At 70.2% G+C, this 15025-nt stretch carries 14 protein-coding genes and 1 tRNA gene; 6 read left to right on the forward strand and 9 right to left on the reverse strand.

From position 1 onward, the window contains the following. Positions 1–25 precede the first annotated feature (25 nt). Genes PGB34_RS21090 through PGB34_RS21100 form a run of 3 tightly spaced genes read right to left on the reverse strand, consistent with a single transcriptional unit; the run spans position 26 to position 2178 of the window. Positions 26–568, reverse strand: coding sequence for a TPM domain-containing protein (locus PGB34_RS21090; protein WP_271430076.1), 543 nt, complete (start codon positions 566–568; stop codon positions 26–28). Further along, positions 568–1539, reverse strand: a complete 972-nt coding sequence (locus PGB34_RS21095; RefSeq protein ID WP_333909041.1) for a TPM domain-containing protein — start codon at positions 1537–1539, stop codon at positions 568–570. The genes PGB34_RS21090 and PGB34_RS21095 overlap by 1 nt, the downstream gene beginning before the upstream one ends. Before the next feature lie 18 nt (positions 1540–1557). Beyond that, positions 1558–2178, reverse strand: a complete 621-nt coding sequence (locus PGB34_RS21100; RefSeq protein ID WP_271430077.1) for a LemA family protein — start codon at positions 2176–2178, stop codon at positions 1558–1560. A gap of 135 nt (positions 2179–2313) precedes the next feature. Between PGB34_RS21100 and PGB34_RS21105 the strand changes: the two genes are divergently transcribed. The 3 genes from PGB34_RS21105 to PGB34_RS21115 are packed head-to-tail and all read left to right on the forward strand — an operon-like array spanning position 2314 to position 4375. Continuing rightward, on the forward strand, positions 2314–2772 hold the full coding sequence (locus PGB34_RS21105; RefSeq protein ID WP_271430078.1) for a YybH family protein: 459 nt from the start codon (positions 2314–2316) through the stop codon (positions 2770–2772). A gap of 47 nt (positions 2773–2819) precedes the next feature. Continuing rightward, positions 2820–3797: a YheT family hydrolase gene (locus PGB34_RS21110; RefSeq protein WP_271430079.1), complete on the forward strand. Its 978-nt coding sequence runs from the start codon at positions 2820–2822 to the stop codon at positions 3795–3797. 35 nt (positions 3798–3832) lie between these two features. Next, positions 3833–4375, forward strand: a complete 543-nt coding sequence (locus PGB34_RS21115) for a DUF2946 family protein (RefSeq protein ID WP_271430080.1) — start codon at positions 3833–3835, stop codon at positions 4373–4375. On the opposite strand, the gene PGB34_RS21120 is transcribed toward PGB34_RS21115, so the two are convergent. The 6 genes from PGB34_RS21120 to PGB34_RS21145 form a co-directional block, all read right to left on the reverse strand. After that, positions 4347–5783 carry a sensor histidine kinase gene (locus tag PGB34_RS21120; RefSeq protein WP_271430081.1) on the reverse strand — a complete coding sequence of 479 codons (1437 nt, stop codon included), beginning with the start codon at positions 5781–5783 and terminating at the stop codon, positions 4347–4349. The genes PGB34_RS21115 and PGB34_RS21120 overlap by 29 nt on opposite strands. After that, on the reverse strand, positions 5780–6469 hold the full coding sequence (locus PGB34_RS21125) for a response regulator transcription factor (RefSeq protein WP_271430082.1): 690 nt from the start codon (positions 6467–6469) through the stop codon (positions 5780–5782). The genes PGB34_RS21120 and PGB34_RS21125 overlap by 4 nt, the downstream gene beginning before the upstream one ends. 182 nt (positions 6470–6651) lie before the next feature. Beyond that, the gene (locus PGB34_RS21130; protein ID WP_271430083.1) at positions 6652–7305 is read right to left on the reverse strand and encodes a c-type cytochrome; all 654 of its coding nucleotides are present in this window, start codon (positions 7303–7305) and stop codon (positions 6652–6654) included. A 91-nt stretch (positions 7306–7396) separates the two neighbouring features. Continuing rightward, positions 7397–8860 (reverse strand): efflux transporter outer membrane subunit, encoded by a 1464-nt coding sequence (locus tag PGB34_RS21135; protein WP_271430084.1) that lies wholly within the window; start codon positions 8858–8860, stop codon positions 7397–7399. 10 nt (positions 8861–8870) lie between these two features. Beyond that, a complete protein-coding gene (locus PGB34_RS21140; RefSeq protein WP_271430085.1) occupies positions 8871–12035 on the reverse strand; it encodes an efflux RND transporter permease subunit in 3165 nt (1054 codons plus the stop codon). Between the two features lie 33 nt (positions 12036–12068). Then, positions 12069–13370, reverse strand: coding sequence for an efflux RND transporter periplasmic adaptor subunit (locus tag PGB34_RS21145; protein ID WP_271430086.1), 1302 nt, complete (start codon positions 13368–13370; stop codon positions 12069–12071). 220 nt (positions 13371–13590) lie between these two features. Between PGB34_RS21145 and PGB34_RS21150 the strand changes: the two genes are divergently transcribed. The 3 genes from PGB34_RS21150 to PGB34_RS21160 all read left to right on the forward strand — a co-directional run bounded on the left by PGB34_RS21150 (position 13591) and on the right by PGB34_RS21160 (position 15004). Beyond that, entirely contained in the window at positions 13591–14280 is a 690-nt protein-coding gene (locus PGB34_RS21150) for a TetR family transcriptional regulator (RefSeq protein ID WP_271430087.1), read from the forward strand. A gap of 33 nt (positions 14281–14313) precedes the next feature. Beyond that, positions 14314–14388: transfer RNA gene (locus PGB34_RS21155), tRNA-Arg, on the forward strand. Between the two features lie 130 nt (positions 14389–14518). Further along, the gene (locus PGB34_RS21160) at positions 14519–15004 is read left to right on the forward strand and encodes an acyl-CoA thioesterase (RefSeq protein ID WP_271430088.1); all 486 of its coding nucleotides are present in this window, start codon (positions 14519–14521) and stop codon (positions 15002–15004) included. The last annotated feature ends 21 nt before the right edge of the window (positions 15005–15025 follow it).

Consider the following 15025-nt stretch of genomic DNA (forward strand, 5'->3'; position numbering starts at 1 on the left):
GCGAGAGCGCCCGCGCCGGCCAGCTTCAGATCAGCACCGGCGCGTCCGGCAGCTCGTTGCTGCGGCGCGGGCTGCCGGCGTCGGCAGGGAAGTGCGCCACCAGCAGGGCCGAGACTTCTTCGAGCGCCAGCGTGAGGCCGTCTTCGAAGCGGCCTTCGGCAAAAGCCTGGCCCATGCGCTGAGCCAGGGCCTGCCACTGCGCGGCATCCACATGCGCGTCGATGCCGCGGTCGGCCACGATCTCGATGGCGTGTTCGGCCAGCAGCAGGTAGATGAGCACGCCGTTGTTGTGGGCCGTGTCCCAGACGCGCAGCTTGCCGAACTGCGTGACCGCGCGCTGGCGCACGGGCGCGTCCTGGCGGATGTAGCTCCAGGGCAGGCCGGCTTCGACGCAGATGCGGACCTGGCCCGTGTGGCGCTGTTCGCTGGCGCGCACGCGCGCGGCCAGGCGCTGCAGCAGTTCGGGCGCAAAGATGCGGCGGGTGTGGCCTTCATTCGTGCGGCGGTTGCGCAGCAGGCGCTGCAGGCGGCCGAACCAGGTGGGCGCGTAGCGCGCGCGTGCGGGCATCACCAGTCTCCCGAGGCGCCGCCGCCTCCAAAGTCGCCACCGCCGCCCGAGCTAAAGCTGTCGCTGCTGCTACTGCTGCTGCTGCTCCAGCCGCCCGAAGAGGACGAGCCGCTGCTCCAGCCGCCCGTGCCATGGCCGCCCCGGTAGCCGCCACTGCTGGTGGTGGAAAAGCGCAGGCCCGACGACAGGGCCAGCGCGAAGCTGGCGATGATCAGGGCCGCCACGCCCGCCAGCACGCCGGCGAACAGGCTGGACGTGATCCACCAGATCACCGCGCCGGCCAGGCCGGCCGTGAACGTCACGCCCAGGCCACCACCCACTGCCTTGCGCAGCAGCCCGGCGATCAGCACCACGGGCAGGAAGAACAGGAACAGCAGGTCCTCGAAGTCGAGCCTGTCCAGCAGTCCTCCGGACGAGGCCTCGTCGCCCGGCGCCACGGCTTCCATTTCAATCGTGGCTTCGTTGCCGATGCGCGCGATCAGCTGGTCCAGCGCGGCGTCGATGCCGCCGGCGAAGTCGTTGTTGCGAAAGGCCGGCTTCATGTGCTGGTCGATGATGCGCGCGGCGGCCAGGTCGGGCACCGCGCCTTCCAGCGTCTTGGCCACTTCGATGCGCATGCGCCGCTCGTTCTTGGCCACGATCACGAGCAGGCCGTCGCCCACGTCGCGGCGCCCGATCTTCCATGCGTTGGCCACGCGGTTGGCATAGGCCGCAATGTCCTCGGGCGCCGTGGCCGGCACCATCAGCACGACGATCTGCGTGCCCTCGCGCTGCTCGAAGTCCTGCAGCTTGTCCTCGAGCCTCTGCCGCGCGTCGGGCGTCAGCGTGCCGGTCTGGTCGATCACACGGGCGGTGAGCGCGGGCACCGGCTGCAGCGCCTGGGCCCAGGCCGCGGCCATGAAGGCGCCGGCCGCAGCCGCGATCAGCAGCAGGGCGGTCAGCCGGCGCAGCAGCGGCAGCGAGTTCAGCACGACGGGGCGGGCGCGCGCCTACTTCTGCGCGGGTGCCGGCGCGGGCGTGCTGCCGGTGCCGAAGTCCACCTTGGGCGGGCGCGAGATCTCGGCTTCGTTCTGCACGCTGAAGGTGGGCTTGGGCTCGTAGCTGAAGACCATGGCCGTCAGGTTGGTCGGAAAGCTGCGCGCCAGCACGTTGTAGTCCTGCACGGTCTGGATGTAACGGTTGCGCGCCACGGTGATCCGGTTCTCGGTGCCCTCCAGCGTCACGCGCAGGTCGCGGAAGGCCTGGTTGGCCTGCAACTGCGGGTAGCGCTCGGCCACCACCATCAGCCGCGAGAGTGCGCTCGACAGCTCGCCTTGCGCCTGCTGGAACTGGTTGAAGGCCTGCGGGTTGTTCAGCGTCTCGGGCGTCACCTGGATCGAGGTGGCCTTGGCCCGGGCCTCGACCACGCGGGTGAGCGTTTCCTGCTCGAAGTTGGCTTCGCCCTTGACCGAGGCCACGATGTTGGGCACGAGGTCGGCGCGGCGCTGGTACTGGTTCAGCACCTCGCTCCAGGCGGCCTTGCTGGACTCGTCCAGCTTCTGAAAGTCGTTGTAGCCGCAGCCGCTGAGCGCAGCGGCCAGCACCAGCACGGGAAGCCAGCGTCGGGTCATGAACGGAACTCCTTGAGGCAGCGCGCCCAGCCGTGGATCGCGCAGGCGGCGAACTTAGCACACCCGCCCGGCGGCCTCGGCCAAGTGCCCTGGGCCCGATGGCGCCGCAGCCGCCAAAAGGCACAATCCGTTCCCATGCCGACCCGCACCAAACTGCGCGCGGCCGCTCTGGGCGGCAGCGCCGACGACATCGAACATGCCTTCTACGAAGCGCTGCAGCGCGGCGACATCGACGCGCTGATGGCCTGCTGGGCCGACGAGGACGAAGTGTTCTGCGTCCACCCCGGCGGCCCGCGCCTGGTGGGCACGGGCGCCATCCGCGCGGCCTTCGAGCAGATGTTCGACAACGGTGGCCGCATCGACGCCCAGCCCGCGCGCGTGCGCAGGATCGAATCGCTGGCCAGCAGCGTGCACAACGTGCTCGAGCGCATCGAGGTGCTGACGGCCGAGGGCCCCAAGCACGCCTTCGTGCTGGCCACCAACGTCTATCACAAGACGCCGCAGGGCTGGCGCATGGTGGCGCACCACGCCAGCCCCGGCACCTCGGCCGAGCCCACCGAGGCGCACCACGAGGCGCCCGCCTTCCTGCATTGACACCCGACGGGCGCCGGGCGCGCGGCCCGGCTGCGCCAGACCCAGACATGCTCGACTACCGAACCCCGCGCTGGCTGCCCGGCGGCAACCTGCAGACCATCTGGCCTGCGCTGTGGTCGCGCCGGCATGAAGGGCCGGCCCCGGTCTATGCGCGCGAGCGCTGGGACACGCCCGATGGCGACTTCATCGACGTGGACCTGCAGCCGGCCCCGGCCGGCGCGGCCAATGCGCCGCTGCTGGTGCTGTTCCATGGCCTGGAGGGCTCGTCGCGCAGCCACTATGCGCTGGCCTTCGCGGCCCAGGCGGCGGCCTGCGGCATGGCCTTTGCCGTGCCGCACTTTCGCGGCTGCGGCGGCAGCATCAACCTGGCGCCGCGGGCCTACCACTCGGGCGACCACGAAGAGATCGGCTGGATCCTGAAGCGCTTCGCCGCAAGGCGGCACGATGCGCCGGTCCTTGCCGTCGGCGTTTCGCTGGGCGGCAACGCCTTGCTGCGCTGGGCCGAGGAAGCCGGCGGGAGCGCCGCGCAAACGGTGCGCGCCGTGGCCGCCGTCAGCGCGCCGCTGGACCTGGCCGCAGGCGGCGCGGCCATCGGCCGGGGCTTCAACCGGCAGGTCTACACGCGCATGTTCCTGAACACCATGAAGCCCAAGGCGCTGGCCAAGCTGGCGCAGCACCCGGGGCTGTTCGACCGCGGGCGGCTGCTGGCGGCGCGCGACCTGCACGACTTCGACGATGTGTTCACGGCGCCGCTGCACGGCTTTGCGGGCGTGCAGGACTACTGGCGCCGCGCGTCGGCCAAGCCGCACCTGCGTGCCATCCGCGTCCCGGCGCTGGTGCTCAACGCCCGCAACGACCCCTTCGTGCCCGGTGCCAGCCTGCCCACCACCACCGAGGTGGGCCCGCATGTGACGCTGTGGCAGCCCGCGCATGGCGGCCACGTGGGCTTTGCCCTGGGGCGGCCGCCGGGCCATGTGCGCAGCATGCCGCAGGCCGTGACCGGCTGGCTGCGGGCGCATCTCTGACAGCCGCCCTGCAGCGGGCGGCGCACAATCGCGCCATGGACGACATCGTCAGACAGGCTTTGGCCAAATGGCCCAACGTGCCCCACTGCTATGGCTGGCTGGGCTTGGACGCGCGGGGCCAGTGGTACATGCGCGACGACCGCACGCAGGCGGCCGGCCCCTTCCCGCAGGCGCGCGGCTCGTTGCTGCGGCATGACAAGCTGATCGAGTTCATCCATCGCAACTACGAGGCCGACGAAGCCGGCCAGTGGTTCTTCCAGAACGGCCCGCAGCGCGTGTATGTGGAGCTGGAGGCCACGCCCTTGATCTGGCGCATGGCCGAGGACTTCAGCCTGTCGGACCACACGGGCGCGGCGGCCGAGCCCACCGACTGCCTGCTCGACGAGCAGGGCCGGCTGTACTTCGTGGCCGCGCGCAGCGTGGGCCTGCTGCACACGCAGGACGTGGGCCTGGCGGCCGATGCCATCGAGCAGGGCCGCTGGCAGCCGCGCGAGGTGCTGGCGGCCGGGCTGCCCGCGCAGTACGGCTTCGTGCGCAGCCCCGCGGCGCTCAACCCGGGGCCGGCTGCGCACGCCTGAAGACCAGCGCCGCGCGCAGGCCGCCCGGCGCGGGCGCATCTTCCAGCAACAGGCGCGCGCCCAGCAGCTGCGCATAGCGCGCCACGATGGCCATCCCGAGGCCGGCGCCCTGGCCCAGGCGCTGCCCGTCGGCCCCTTGTGCCCAGCGCTGCAGCAGCGCGCGGCGGGCGCTTTCAGGAATGCCGGGGCCGTCGTCGATCACGGCCAGCACCAGTTCATCGGCGGCGGGCCCGGCGGCCAGCTCCAGCGTGATCATGCGGCCGCCGTAGCGCAGCGCGTTGTCGATCAGGTTGTCCAGCATCGCCTCGACCAGCGCGCCATCGGTGTCGATGCGCAGCGCGTCGGCCTCGGGCGCGTCCACGCCGCGCGCGCCGATGTCCACGCCCTGGCGGTCGGCCTTGTCCAGATGCCGCAGCACGGCCTGGCGCAGCAGCGACGCGGGCGCCAGCCGCTCGCGGTGCAGCGCCTGCTCGCCTTCGTCGGCCAGCGCCAGGGCGAGCAGCTGGTCCACCAGATGGCTGGCGCGGCCCACGCTGCCGGCCACCTGCTGCAGCTGCTGGTGCCACACGGCGGGGTCGGGGTGCGTGAGGCCGTAGTCGGCCAGCGCGCGGATGCCGGCCAGCGGCGTGCGCAGCTCATGCGCCACATTGCCCGCGAACTCGCGCTGCGCCCGCACGCCATGGTCCACGCGCGCGAACAGCGCGTTGACGGTCTGGCCCAACTGCTCGATCTCCTGCGTGGAGGGCGGCACCTGCACGGACGACAGGTCGCGCGCGTCGCGTCGCGCCAGGCTCGATTGCAACTGGTGCAGCGGGGCCAGGTCGGCATCGATGCCGCGGCGCAGCCACAGCAGCAGCAGCACCAGCAGCGCAAGCTGCGGCAAGGCCGCAAACAGCAGCAGCCGCTGCACCAGCGCGCCGCGCACGCGCGTGGTGTGGGCGATCAGCACGCGGTAGGGCTGGCCTTCGACGGTGTGGCGCAGCGCCACCGCGCGCACCGGCTGGCCTTCATGCATCAGCTCGCGGTAGCGATGGGGCTCGCCGGGCGCCAGAGCGATGTCGGGCAGCGCGGCCCCGGCCAGGCGCCGTCCGTCGGGCCCGAGCACCGCGAAGTGCACCACTTCTGCCTGATCGAACAGCGCGGCCGTCAGCTCGGTCGGCGAGAGCTGCAGCCCCACCTCGTGCGTGACGGGGTCCGCGCGCACGTGCGAGGCGATGGAATACGCGTCGTCGAGCAATGCGCGGTCGAAGGCGCGTTCGGTGAAATGGCTGGAGATGGCCAGCATCACGGCCGTGCCCACCAGCCAGGTCAGGCCCAGCGGCAGCATCACATGCCGCAGCACGCGCGCGCGCAGCATGGGCGAAGGCGCCTCCGCGTGCGCGTCGTGCGGCGAGCGCGTGGGCCTCAAGCCTCGGGCTCCAGCATGTAGCCGATGCCGCGCAGGGTGCGAATGGCCGCGCCGCTGCCGGCGAGCTTCTTGCGCAGGCGCGAGACGAAAGCCTCCAGCGCGTTGTCGCCCAGCGCTTCGTCGAAGCCCGAGAGCTTGTCGGACAGGGCGCGCTTGCTCACGGCGTGGCCGGGCGGGCTCATCAGCTCCCACAGCACCTCGAACTCGCGTGCGGGCAGCTCCAGCAGCTCTTCGCCCAGGCTGAAGCGGCGCGCGCGACGGTCCAGCACCAGCCGGCCCAGGCGCGCGATGTCTTCGGCACCCGTGGCACGGCGCACCAGCGCGCGCAGGCGCGCTTCCACCTCGGCCAGGTCGAAGGGCTTGCCCAGGTAATCATCGGCGCCTGCGTCCAGGCCGGCGATGCGCTCCTCGGTGCGGTTGCGCGCCGTGAGCACCAGCACCGGCGTGCGGTCGCCGCGCTGGCGCGCTGCGCGCAACACGGCCAGGCCGCTGCCGGTGTCGCTGCCCGGGCGGGCGTGCTGCGGCAGGTTCAGGTCCAGCAGCACCGCGTCGGCGGGCTGCACGCGCCACAGGTGCGCGGCTTCTTCGGCTGTGGCGGCCTGGTCCACGCGATGGCCCGCATCCAGCAGGCTGCGGGCCATCACCTCGCGCAGCACCGCGTCGTCTTCCACCAGCAGGATTCGCATTCGGCAAGCCTAGCAGTTCGAGGCGCTGCAGCCTGACTGGAGGCTGAGTTCGCGAGGTCCGCTGCCCCCCGAGGGGGTGCTTTTTCATCTTGGGGCGGCCCGGCGATGAAAAAAACCGCCCGAAGGCGGTTTTCTTTTCTTGCAGTTCAGGCGCCGGCCGAAGGGGGCGTGGCGCCTTGCACTCACTGCGCCGGCTTGGCGGGCTCCGGGGCGGGTGCTGCAGCCTGGGGCGCTGCACCTGCGGCCGCGGGGGCCGCCTGGCCTGCTGCGCCTTCGGCAGGGGCCGCGGCCGGGCGTTGGGGCTCTGCGAACTTGGCGCCACCCGAGTTGGCCAGGTAGACCACGGCGCGGCCGATTTCCAGGTCTTCGAAGTCACCGCCGCCCTGGGGCGGCATCGCGCCCTTGCCCTTGAGCGCGTGCTCCAGCAGCGTCTGGTAGCCCTGGCCCAGGCGCGGGCCCCAGGCTGCGGCGTCGTTCAGGTGCGGGGCGCCGGGAATGCCGGGCGTGCCGTGGCAGGCCACGCACTGCGCCTTGAACACGGCTTCGCCGGCGGCCAGGGGCCGGTTGGCGTCACGGATCTCGATGGAGCCGACCTTGGCCAGGCGCAGTCCGGTGTCGCGTTCGCGGGCTTCGGGGCTGACGCCGTAAAGGCCCATGCCATCGCCCTGGATGGTGCCGGAGGGCTTGAGCCCGGAGACCACAAAGAACACCAGGCCGACGATGACCAGGATGGGGACGATGAAACTGAAGAACACTGCCGTGAGCAGTTGCTTCGGGTTCTTGATCGGGCCGGTATGGGCTTCTTCCGTGGCGTGGTTCTGCGCGCTGTCGATCATGGCTTCCTCGGTATCGGGGGGCTTGTTCGGCTCAGCGGCGATTATAGGTAGGCCCCCTGTAGGGGCTTTCACTGTATCCCGACCGCCGGGGTCACGCGGGGGACTGGGTGGCCTGCGCGGCGGCCGGTGCGGCCGTCGCGTCGCCGGTCTTCCAGCCGCCGCCCAGTGCCTTGTACAGCAGGACCTGGTTCTGCAGCTGCAGCAGGCGCACCTGCACGGCCGACTGCTGGGCTGCGAACAGCGATCGCTGCGCATCCAGCAGGTCCAGCGAGCTGGCCACGCCGTTGCGGTAGCGCAGGTCCGACAGCTCGAAGCGCTTGCGCTCGGCGTCGGCCGTGGCCTGCAGGGCGCGGGCCTGCTCGCCCAGCGTCTCGCGGCCGGCCAGTGCATCGGCCACTTCGCTGAAGGCGCTCTGGATGGACTTCTCGTACTGCGCCACCGCGATCTCTCGCTGCGCACGTGCCACGTCGAGGTTGGCCCGGTTGCGGCCGGCATCGAAGATGGGCAGCGAGACCGCGGGTGCGAAGGCCCAGGCCTTGGTGCCGCTGTGGAACAGGTTGGAGAACTCCGAGCTGGCCGTGCCGATGGTGCTGGTGAGCGACACGCGCGGGAAGAAGGCCGCACGCGCCGCGCCGATGTTGGCGTTGGCCGCGATCAGTTGCTGCTCGGCCGCGCGGATGTCCGGGCGCTCGGTCAGCAGGTCTGAAGGCAGGCCGGCGGGCACCGCAGGCATGGGCTGCACGCGGGCCAGGCCGCCGTCCAGGCCCGTCAGCGCACTGGCGGGGATGGGGGCGCCCACCAGCAGCGCCAGCGCGTTCTCATCCTGGCGCCGCAGTCGCAACTGCTGGGCGTAGGTGGCGCGGGCGGTTTCGGCCAGCGAATTGGCCAGCTGGAAGTCGATTTCCGAGGCCACGCCGTTGTCGAAGCGCAGCTTGGTCAGCTTGAGCGTGTCCTCGCGCGTGGCCAGGGTCTGGCGCGTGATGGCCAGCAGTTCCTCGTCGGCCAGCAGCGTGAGCCAGCCGTTGGCCACGGCGGCGATCAGGCTGGTCTGGGCGGCGCGCTGCGACTCCTCGGTGGCCAGGTACTGGGCCAGCGCGTTGTCGCGCAGGCTGGCCAGGCGGCCGAAGAAGTCGATCTCCCAGGCCGTGATGCCGAGGTCGACCGAGAAGCTCTGCGCCACGCTGCCGGCGTTGGGGTTGTAGGCCCGGGCCGGGTTGGGGCTGCTGCGCGAGCCGTCGGCCGTGAGGGCCACGGTGGGGAACAGGGCCGCACGCTGCACGCCGAACTGGGCGCGCGCGACTTCCACGTTCTGCGCGGCCACGCGCAGGTCGCGGTTGTTGGCCAGCGCGGTCTGGATCAGCCCGGCCAGGCGCGGGTCGGTGAAGAACTGCTGCCAGGGCAGGCTGGAGGCCGACGGCCCGGCGGGCTGGGCCGGATCACCCGGGAAGGTGGTGGGCACCGGCGCGGCGGGGCGCTCGTAGGTGGGGATCAGCGAGCAGCCGCTGAGGAACAGGGCCGCGGCGATCGCCAGGGAGGAAAGGGAAAACGTTCGCATGGTTGCGTTCTCAGGCATTGCTGTGATCTTCGGCGATTCCGGCGGCTTCGGCGTGACGCTTGTTCAAATCCTGCTGGCGCTTGCTGCCCTTGAACAGCGTGCGCACCACCACGAAGAACACCGGCACGAAGAACACGGCCAGGGTGGTGCCCGTGATCATGCCGCCGATCACGCCGGTGCCGATGGCGCGCTGGCTGGCCGAGCCGGCGCCCGACGCGATGAACAGCGGCACCACGCCCAGGCCGAAGGCCAGCGAGGTCATGATGATGGGGCGGAAGCGCAGGTGGGCGGCTTCCAGCGCCGCGGCCACCGCGCTCTTGCCCTGGGCCTGCAGGTCCTTGGCGAACTCGATGATCAGGATGGCGTTCTTCGCCGACAGGCCGATGATGGTGATCAGGCCCACCTGGAAGTACACGTCGTTCGAGTAGCCGCGCAGCAAGGTGCCCGCGAGCACCCCGATGATGCCCAGCGGCACGACCAGGATCACCGACAGCGGGATGGACCAGCTCTCGTACAGCGCGGCCAGGCACAGGAACACCGCCAGGATCGCGAAGCCGTACAGGATGATCGACTGCGAGCCGGCCTGCTTTTCCTCGCGCGACTGGCCGGTCCATTCGAAACCGAAGCCGGGCGGCAGCTTGGCGGCCAGGGCCTCCATCTCGGCCATGGCGGCACCGGTGCTGTAGCCCGGGGCCGCATCGCCGCTGATGCGCATGGACGGATAGCCGTTGTAGCGCACGGTCTGCTGCGCGCCGGTCACCCAGCGCGTGCTGGCGAAGGCCGACAGCGGCACCGGCTGGCCCTGCGCGTTGGCCGCCGTGAGCTGCAGCAGGTCTTCGGGCTGCATGCGGGCGGGCGCATCGGCCTGCACCACCACGCGCTGCAGGCGGCCGCGGTTCGGGAAGTCGTTGATGTAGCTCGAGCCCAGCGCGGTGGACAGCGCCGTGTTGATGGCATCGAAGCCCACGCCCAGCGCCTGCGCCTTGTCGCGGTCGATGTCGATCTCCAGCTGCGGCGCGTCTTCCAGGCCGTCGGGGCGAACCTGGCTGAGCACCTTGCTCTGCGAGGCCATGCCCAGCAGCTGGTTGCGGGCGTTGACCAGCGCCTGGTGGCCCTGGCCCGAGCGGTCCTGCAGGCGGAAACTGAAGCCGCTGGCCGCACCCAGTTCAGGAATGGGCGGCGGGTTCAGCGGGTAGATGAACGCATCGCGGATGCCCGACAGCGCGCCGAACGCGCGGCCGGCCACCGAGGCGGCGTCCTCGCCCGCGCCCTTGCGCTCGTCCCAGTTCTTCAGCGTCACGAAACCGATGCCCGCGTTCTGGCCCTGGCCCGAGAAGGAGAAGCCCAGCACGCTGACCATGCTCTGCACTTCAGGCTGCTTGAGGATGTAGCCCTCGACCTGTTCCATCACGCTGGTCAGCCGCTCCTGCGTGGCGCCCGGGGGCAGCTGCACGTTCACCAGGATGTTGCCCTGGTCTTCCTGCGGCAGGAAGGAGGTGGGCAGGCGCTGGTACATCACGACCACGGCACCGATGATGGCCGCGTAGATGACCAGGTAGCGGGCGGCGCGCTTGAGGATGCGCGAGACCACGCTCTCATAGCCCTTGGCCGTGCGCGAGAAGCCGCGGTTGAACCAGCCGAAGAAGCCGCGCTTTTCATGGTGATGGCCGGCTTCCACGGGCTTGAGCAGCGTGGCGCACAGCGCCGGCGTGAGCGACAGCGCCATGAAGGCCGAGAAGGCGATCGAGGTCACCATCACCGCCGAGAACTGGCGGTAGATGTTGCCCGTGGAGCCGGCGAAGAAGGCCAGCGGCACGAACACCGAGATCAGCACGACCGTCACGCCGATGATGGCGCCGGAGATCTGCTGCATGGCCTTCTTGGTCGCCTCGTAGGGCGGCAGGCCTTCCTCGCTCATGATGCGCTCGACGTTCTCCACCACCACGATGGCGTCGTCCACCACGATGCCGATCACCAGCACCATGCCGAACATGGTCAGCACGTTGATCGAGAAGCCCATGGCCAGCAGCGCCGCCATGGTGCCCAGCAGTGCGATGGGTACCACCAGTGTCGGGATGAGGGTGTAGCGCCAGTTCTGCAGGAACAGGAACATCACCAGGAACACCAGCGCCACGGCTTCCAGCAGCGTGTGCGTGACCTGCGTGATCGAGATGTCGACGAACTCGGAGCTGTCGTAGGGGATGCTCCAGTTCACGCCCTGCGGGAAGAGCTTGGACAGCTCTTCCATCTTGGCGCGCGTCAGCCGCGCCGATTCCATGGCGTTGCCGGTGGGGGCGAGCTGCACGCCCAGGCCCACGGCCGGCGTGCCGTTCAGGCGGGCCGAGGTGGCATAGCTTTGCACGCCCAGCTCCACGCGGGCCACGTCCTTCAGGCGCACGGTGGAGCCATCGGCGTTGGCGCGCAGCACGATGTTGCGGAACTGCTCGACGTTGGCCAGCTGGCCCTTGACCGTGACGGTGGCCGCAATGCTCTGGCCCGTGATGTTGGGCAGGTCGCCGATGGTGCCCGAGGCCACCTGTGCGTTCTGCGCGCGGATGGCGGCCGCCACCTCGGCCGACGACAGCTTGAAGCCCTGCATCTTGGCCGGATCGATCCAGACCCGCATCGCGGTTTCAGAGCCGAACAGCTGCACCTTGCCGATGCCCTTGATGCGCTGCAGCTCGGGCTGGATGTTGCGGGCGGCGTAGTCACCCAGCTGCGTGGTGTCGAAGTCCGGGTTCTCCGAACTCAGCATCGCGAACAGCAGGAAGTTCTCGCGCGCCTTCTCGACCAGCACGCCCTGCTGCGTCACCGACGCAGGCAGGCGCGAAGTGGCGCGCGAGAGGCGGTTCTGCACCTCCACCTGCGCCAGATCCTCGTTGGTGCCTTGCTCGAAGGTGACGGTCAGGGTGCCGGTGCCGTTGGCCTGCGCCGTGGACTCCATGTAGATGAGGCCGGGCGCGCCGTTCATTTCGCGCTCGATGACCGACAGCACGCTGTCTTCCAGCGTCTGCGCGGAAGCGCCCGGGTAGGTGGCGCTGATCAGGATCGCCGGCGGGGCGACGGGGGGGTATTGCGCGATCGGCAGCTGCGTGATCGACACGCTGCCCATCACGATGATGAACAGGGCGATCACCCACGCAAAGATCGGGCGTTCGATGAAGAACTTGGCCATGGTTGCTCTTGTTGCGGTGCTTTTTCTTCTTGCTTATTGCTTGGGGGCGGCGGCAGGGGCCTCGGCGGCCGGTGCCGGCGCCGCGGCGGCGGCGCCTTCGGCCGGCTTGGCGGCGGCGGCGGCAGGTGCTGCGGCCGTGCCGGGTGCGGTCCAGGGCACGGGCTTCACCGGCGTGTTGGGCGGCAGCATCTGCAGCTTCTGGAAGCCGTCCACCATCACCTGCTCGCCGGCCTTCAGGCCCTCGGTCACGATCCAGCGGTTGTTCTGGCCGGCGGTCACCTTCACCGTGCGCTTTTCCAGCTTGCCGCCTTCGCCCACCACGGTGAGCGTGTCGCCCGTTTCGGTGCGCGTCACGGCCTGCTGCGGAATGGCGATGGCGTTGCTGGCCTGGACCTGCGACATGCGCACGCGCACATACAGGCCCGGCAGCAGGTCGCCCTTGGCATTGGGCACCTCGGCGCGCAAGGTGACCTGGCCCGTGGCCTCGTCCACCGTCAGGTCCGAGAACAGCAGCTTGGCCGGCTGCGGGTACTCGCTGCCGTCTTCCATCACGATGCGCACTTCGGCGGCACCGGCGCCTGCGCTCTTGAGCGTGCCGGCTTCCATGGCGCGGCGCAGGCGCAGCGCGTCGGAGGCCGACTGCGTGAAGTTCACGTACAGCGGGTTGATCTGCTGGATGGTGGCCAGCTGCGTGGCGTCACCCTGGCCCACCAGCGCGCCTTCGGTCACCAGCGCACGGCCGATGCGGCCCGAGATGGGCGCCGTCACCGTGGCGTAGCCCAGGTTGATCTTGGCGGTGGCCACGGCGGCGCGGCCGGCGGCCACGTCGGCCTCGGCCGCCTTCCACGACGCGACGGCGTTCGCGTACTCCTGCTTGCTCACGGCATTGGCTTCGACCAGCGGCTTGTAGCGGTCGGCCAGCGCCTTGGCCTGGGCCGCATTGGCCTCGGAGCGCGCCAGGCTGGCCTGCGCGCTTTGCGCGGCGGCCTGCAGCGGGGCCGGATCGATGCGGAACAGCGGCTGGCCGGCCTTGACGTCCGAGCCTTCGCGGAACAGGCGCTCCTGCAGGATGCCGGCGGCGCGGGCGCGCACCTGCGACACGCGGGAGGACTCGAGGCGCCCGGGCAGCTCGGTCACCAGACCGATGTCGCCGGGCGTGGCCACCACCACGCCCACCTCGGGCGCGGGCGGCGCGCCGCCACCGGCAGCGGGGCCGGCAGCGCCGCCGGCGTCCTTCTGGCCGCAGGCTGCAAGAAGAATGGCCAGGCTCAGGGCCGACACGGTCGCCGTCAGGCGCAGCGAAACAGGGGGGTGCGAAACATGCAATCCAGGCATGCGGATCCTCGGCAGTGTGATGTGTTGTTGTGGCGAATCGGGGCCGTTACCCCGCCCCAGCGCCACGGCCGCTCGGCCCGGGAAAGACCGACATGCGTGCCATGGTAATGAGCGACGCAGAAGTTTACATACATTCGTGAATGTATATTCAACGTCTCCGGTGAATGACCTTTGGCTTTTGTGTGGTCATTTCCGCTTGATGACACAGACAGGAGACCCCGTGGTTCGTCGTACCAAGGAAGAGGCATTTGCCACGCGCCAGCGTCTGCTGGACGCGGCGGAGCTGCTTTTCCAGGCGCAGGGGGTGTCGCAGACCACCCTGCAGCAGATCGCGCAGAAGGCCGGGGCCACGCGCGGGGCCATCTACTGGCACTTCAAGGACAAGGCCGACCTGTTCAACGCCATGATGGAGCGCGTGACCCTGCCGATGGAAGAGGGCATGCAGGCGGCGCTGGAGGCCGGCGAGCAGGACCCGATCGCCCTGCTGGAGCGCGGCATCATGGACGCCTTCCGCATGGCCACGGCCGATCCGCAGGTGCGGCGCGTGTTCGAGATCGCCTCGTACAAGGTCGAGTACACGCAGGAGATGTCGGCCGTGCATGAGCGCCACTTCAGCAGCCGCCAGGCCTGCATCGACGACTTCGAAAAGGCGCTGCGGCTGGCCGCGGTGCAGGCGCGCGTGAAGATGAACATCCCGGCCGGCACGGCCGCGCTGGGCCTGCACGCGCTGATCTCCGGCCTGATGCAGGACTGGCTGCTGGCGCCCGACAGCTTTGCGCTGCTGGTGGCCGGCAAGCGGCTCTTTCGCAGCTACATCCGCGGCCTGGGCCTGCCCGTGCGTGGCACGGAAGGCGCCGAAACCCTGGCCGAGCCCGCGACCGACGCCGCACCTGCGCGCGATGGGCCATAATCGCAGGCTCACGCGCTCTCAGGGTGCGTGCCTCTCGCTGTATTTCAACGGATAGAATTCGGCCCTCCGAAGGCTGAGATCCAGGTTCGATTCCTGGCGGCGGGACCAGTTACCAAAGAAGGCCCGGACATCTGAAAACGATGTCCGGGCCTTTTTGCGTGGCGGCCAGGCCGCACCCCTGCATCGAAAAGGGCGCCATTCGCATCACAATCGCCGCCTCAGGATTGAGGAGGAACACATGGATCTGCCCGCCCACCAGCTCACCATGACGGTGCTCATGACGCCCGACACGGCCAACTTTGCCGGCAATGTGCACGGCGGCACCATCCTCAAGCTGCTGGACCAGGTGGCCTATGCATGCGCGGCGCGCTATTCGGGCTGCTATGTGGTCACGCTGTCGGTGGACCAGGTGATGTTCCGCGAGCCGATCAAGGTCGGCTCTCTGGTGACCTTCCTGGCCTCCATCAACTACACCGGCACCTCCTCGATGGAAGTGGGCATCAAGGTGATGGCCGAAGACATCCGCACCCAGGCCGCGCGCCATGTGAACAGCTGCTTTTTCACCATGGTGGCGGTGGACGAGGCCCGCAAGCCCGTGGCCGTGCCGCCGCTGCGCCCCTTCTCGATGGACGAGCGCCGCCGCCATGCCGCGGCCCAGGTGCGCAAGCAGCTGCGCCAGGAGATGGCGGCCCGCGCCGAAGCGGCCCGCACGCAGGCGCCCTGACCGGCCCCAGGCGCCGGCGCC

The sequence above is a fragment of the Xenophilus arseniciresistens genome, from assembly GCF_028023875.1.
GTDB classification, from domain to species: domain Bacteria; phylum Pseudomonadota; class Gammaproteobacteria; order Burkholderiales; family Burkholderiaceae_C; genus Xenophilus; species Xenophilus arseniciresistens.

What these genes read in the sequence shown, in the direction of transcription:
- PGB34_RS21110 (WP_271430079.1), top strand. Translation starts at nt 2,820, where the DNA reads ATGCTCGACTACCGAACCCCGCGCTGGCTGCCCGGCGGCAACCTGCAG.
- PGB34_RS21135 (WP_271430084.1), bottom strand. Translation starts at nt 8,860, where the DNA reads ATGCGAACGTTTTCCCTTTCCTCCCTGGCGATCGCCGCGGCCCTGTTC.
- PGB34_RS21115 (WP_271430080.1), top strand. Translation starts at nt 3,833, where the DNA reads ATGGACGACATCGTCAGACAGGCTTTGGCCAAATGGCCCAACGTGCCC.
- PGB34_RS21140 (WP_271430085.1), bottom strand. Translation starts at nt 12,035, where the DNA reads ATGGCCAAGTTCTTCATCGAACGCCCGATCTTTGCGTGGGTGATCGCC.
- PGB34_RS21145 (WP_271430086.1), bottom strand. Translation starts at nt 13,370, where the DNA reads ATGCCTGGATTGCATGTTTCGCACCCCCCTGTTTCGCTGCGCCTGACG.
- PGB34_RS21160 (WP_271430088.1), top strand. Translation starts at nt 14,519, where the DNA reads ATGGATCTGCCCGCCCACCAGCTCACCATGACGGTGCTCATGACGCCC.
- PGB34_RS21125 (WP_271430082.1), bottom strand. Translation starts at nt 6,469, where the DNA reads ATGCGAATCCTGCTGGTGGAAGACGACGCGGTGCTGCGCGAGGTGATG.
- PGB34_RS21105 (WP_271430078.1), top strand. Translation starts at nt 2,314, where the DNA reads ATGCCGACCCGCACCAAACTGCGCGCGGCCGCTCTGGGCGGCAGCGCC.
- PGB34_RS21130 (WP_271430083.1), bottom strand. Translation starts at nt 7,305, where the DNA reads ATGATCGACAGCGCGCAGAACCACGCCACGGAAGAAGCCCATACCGGC.
- PGB34_RS21100 (WP_271430077.1), bottom strand. Translation starts at nt 2,178, where the DNA reads ATGACCCGACGCTGGCTTCCCGTGCTGGTGCTGGCCGCTGCGCTCAGC.
- PGB34_RS21090 (WP_271430076.1), bottom strand. Translation starts at nt 568, where the DNA reads ATGCCCGCACGCGCGCGCTACGCGCCCACCTGGTTCGGCCGCCTGCAG.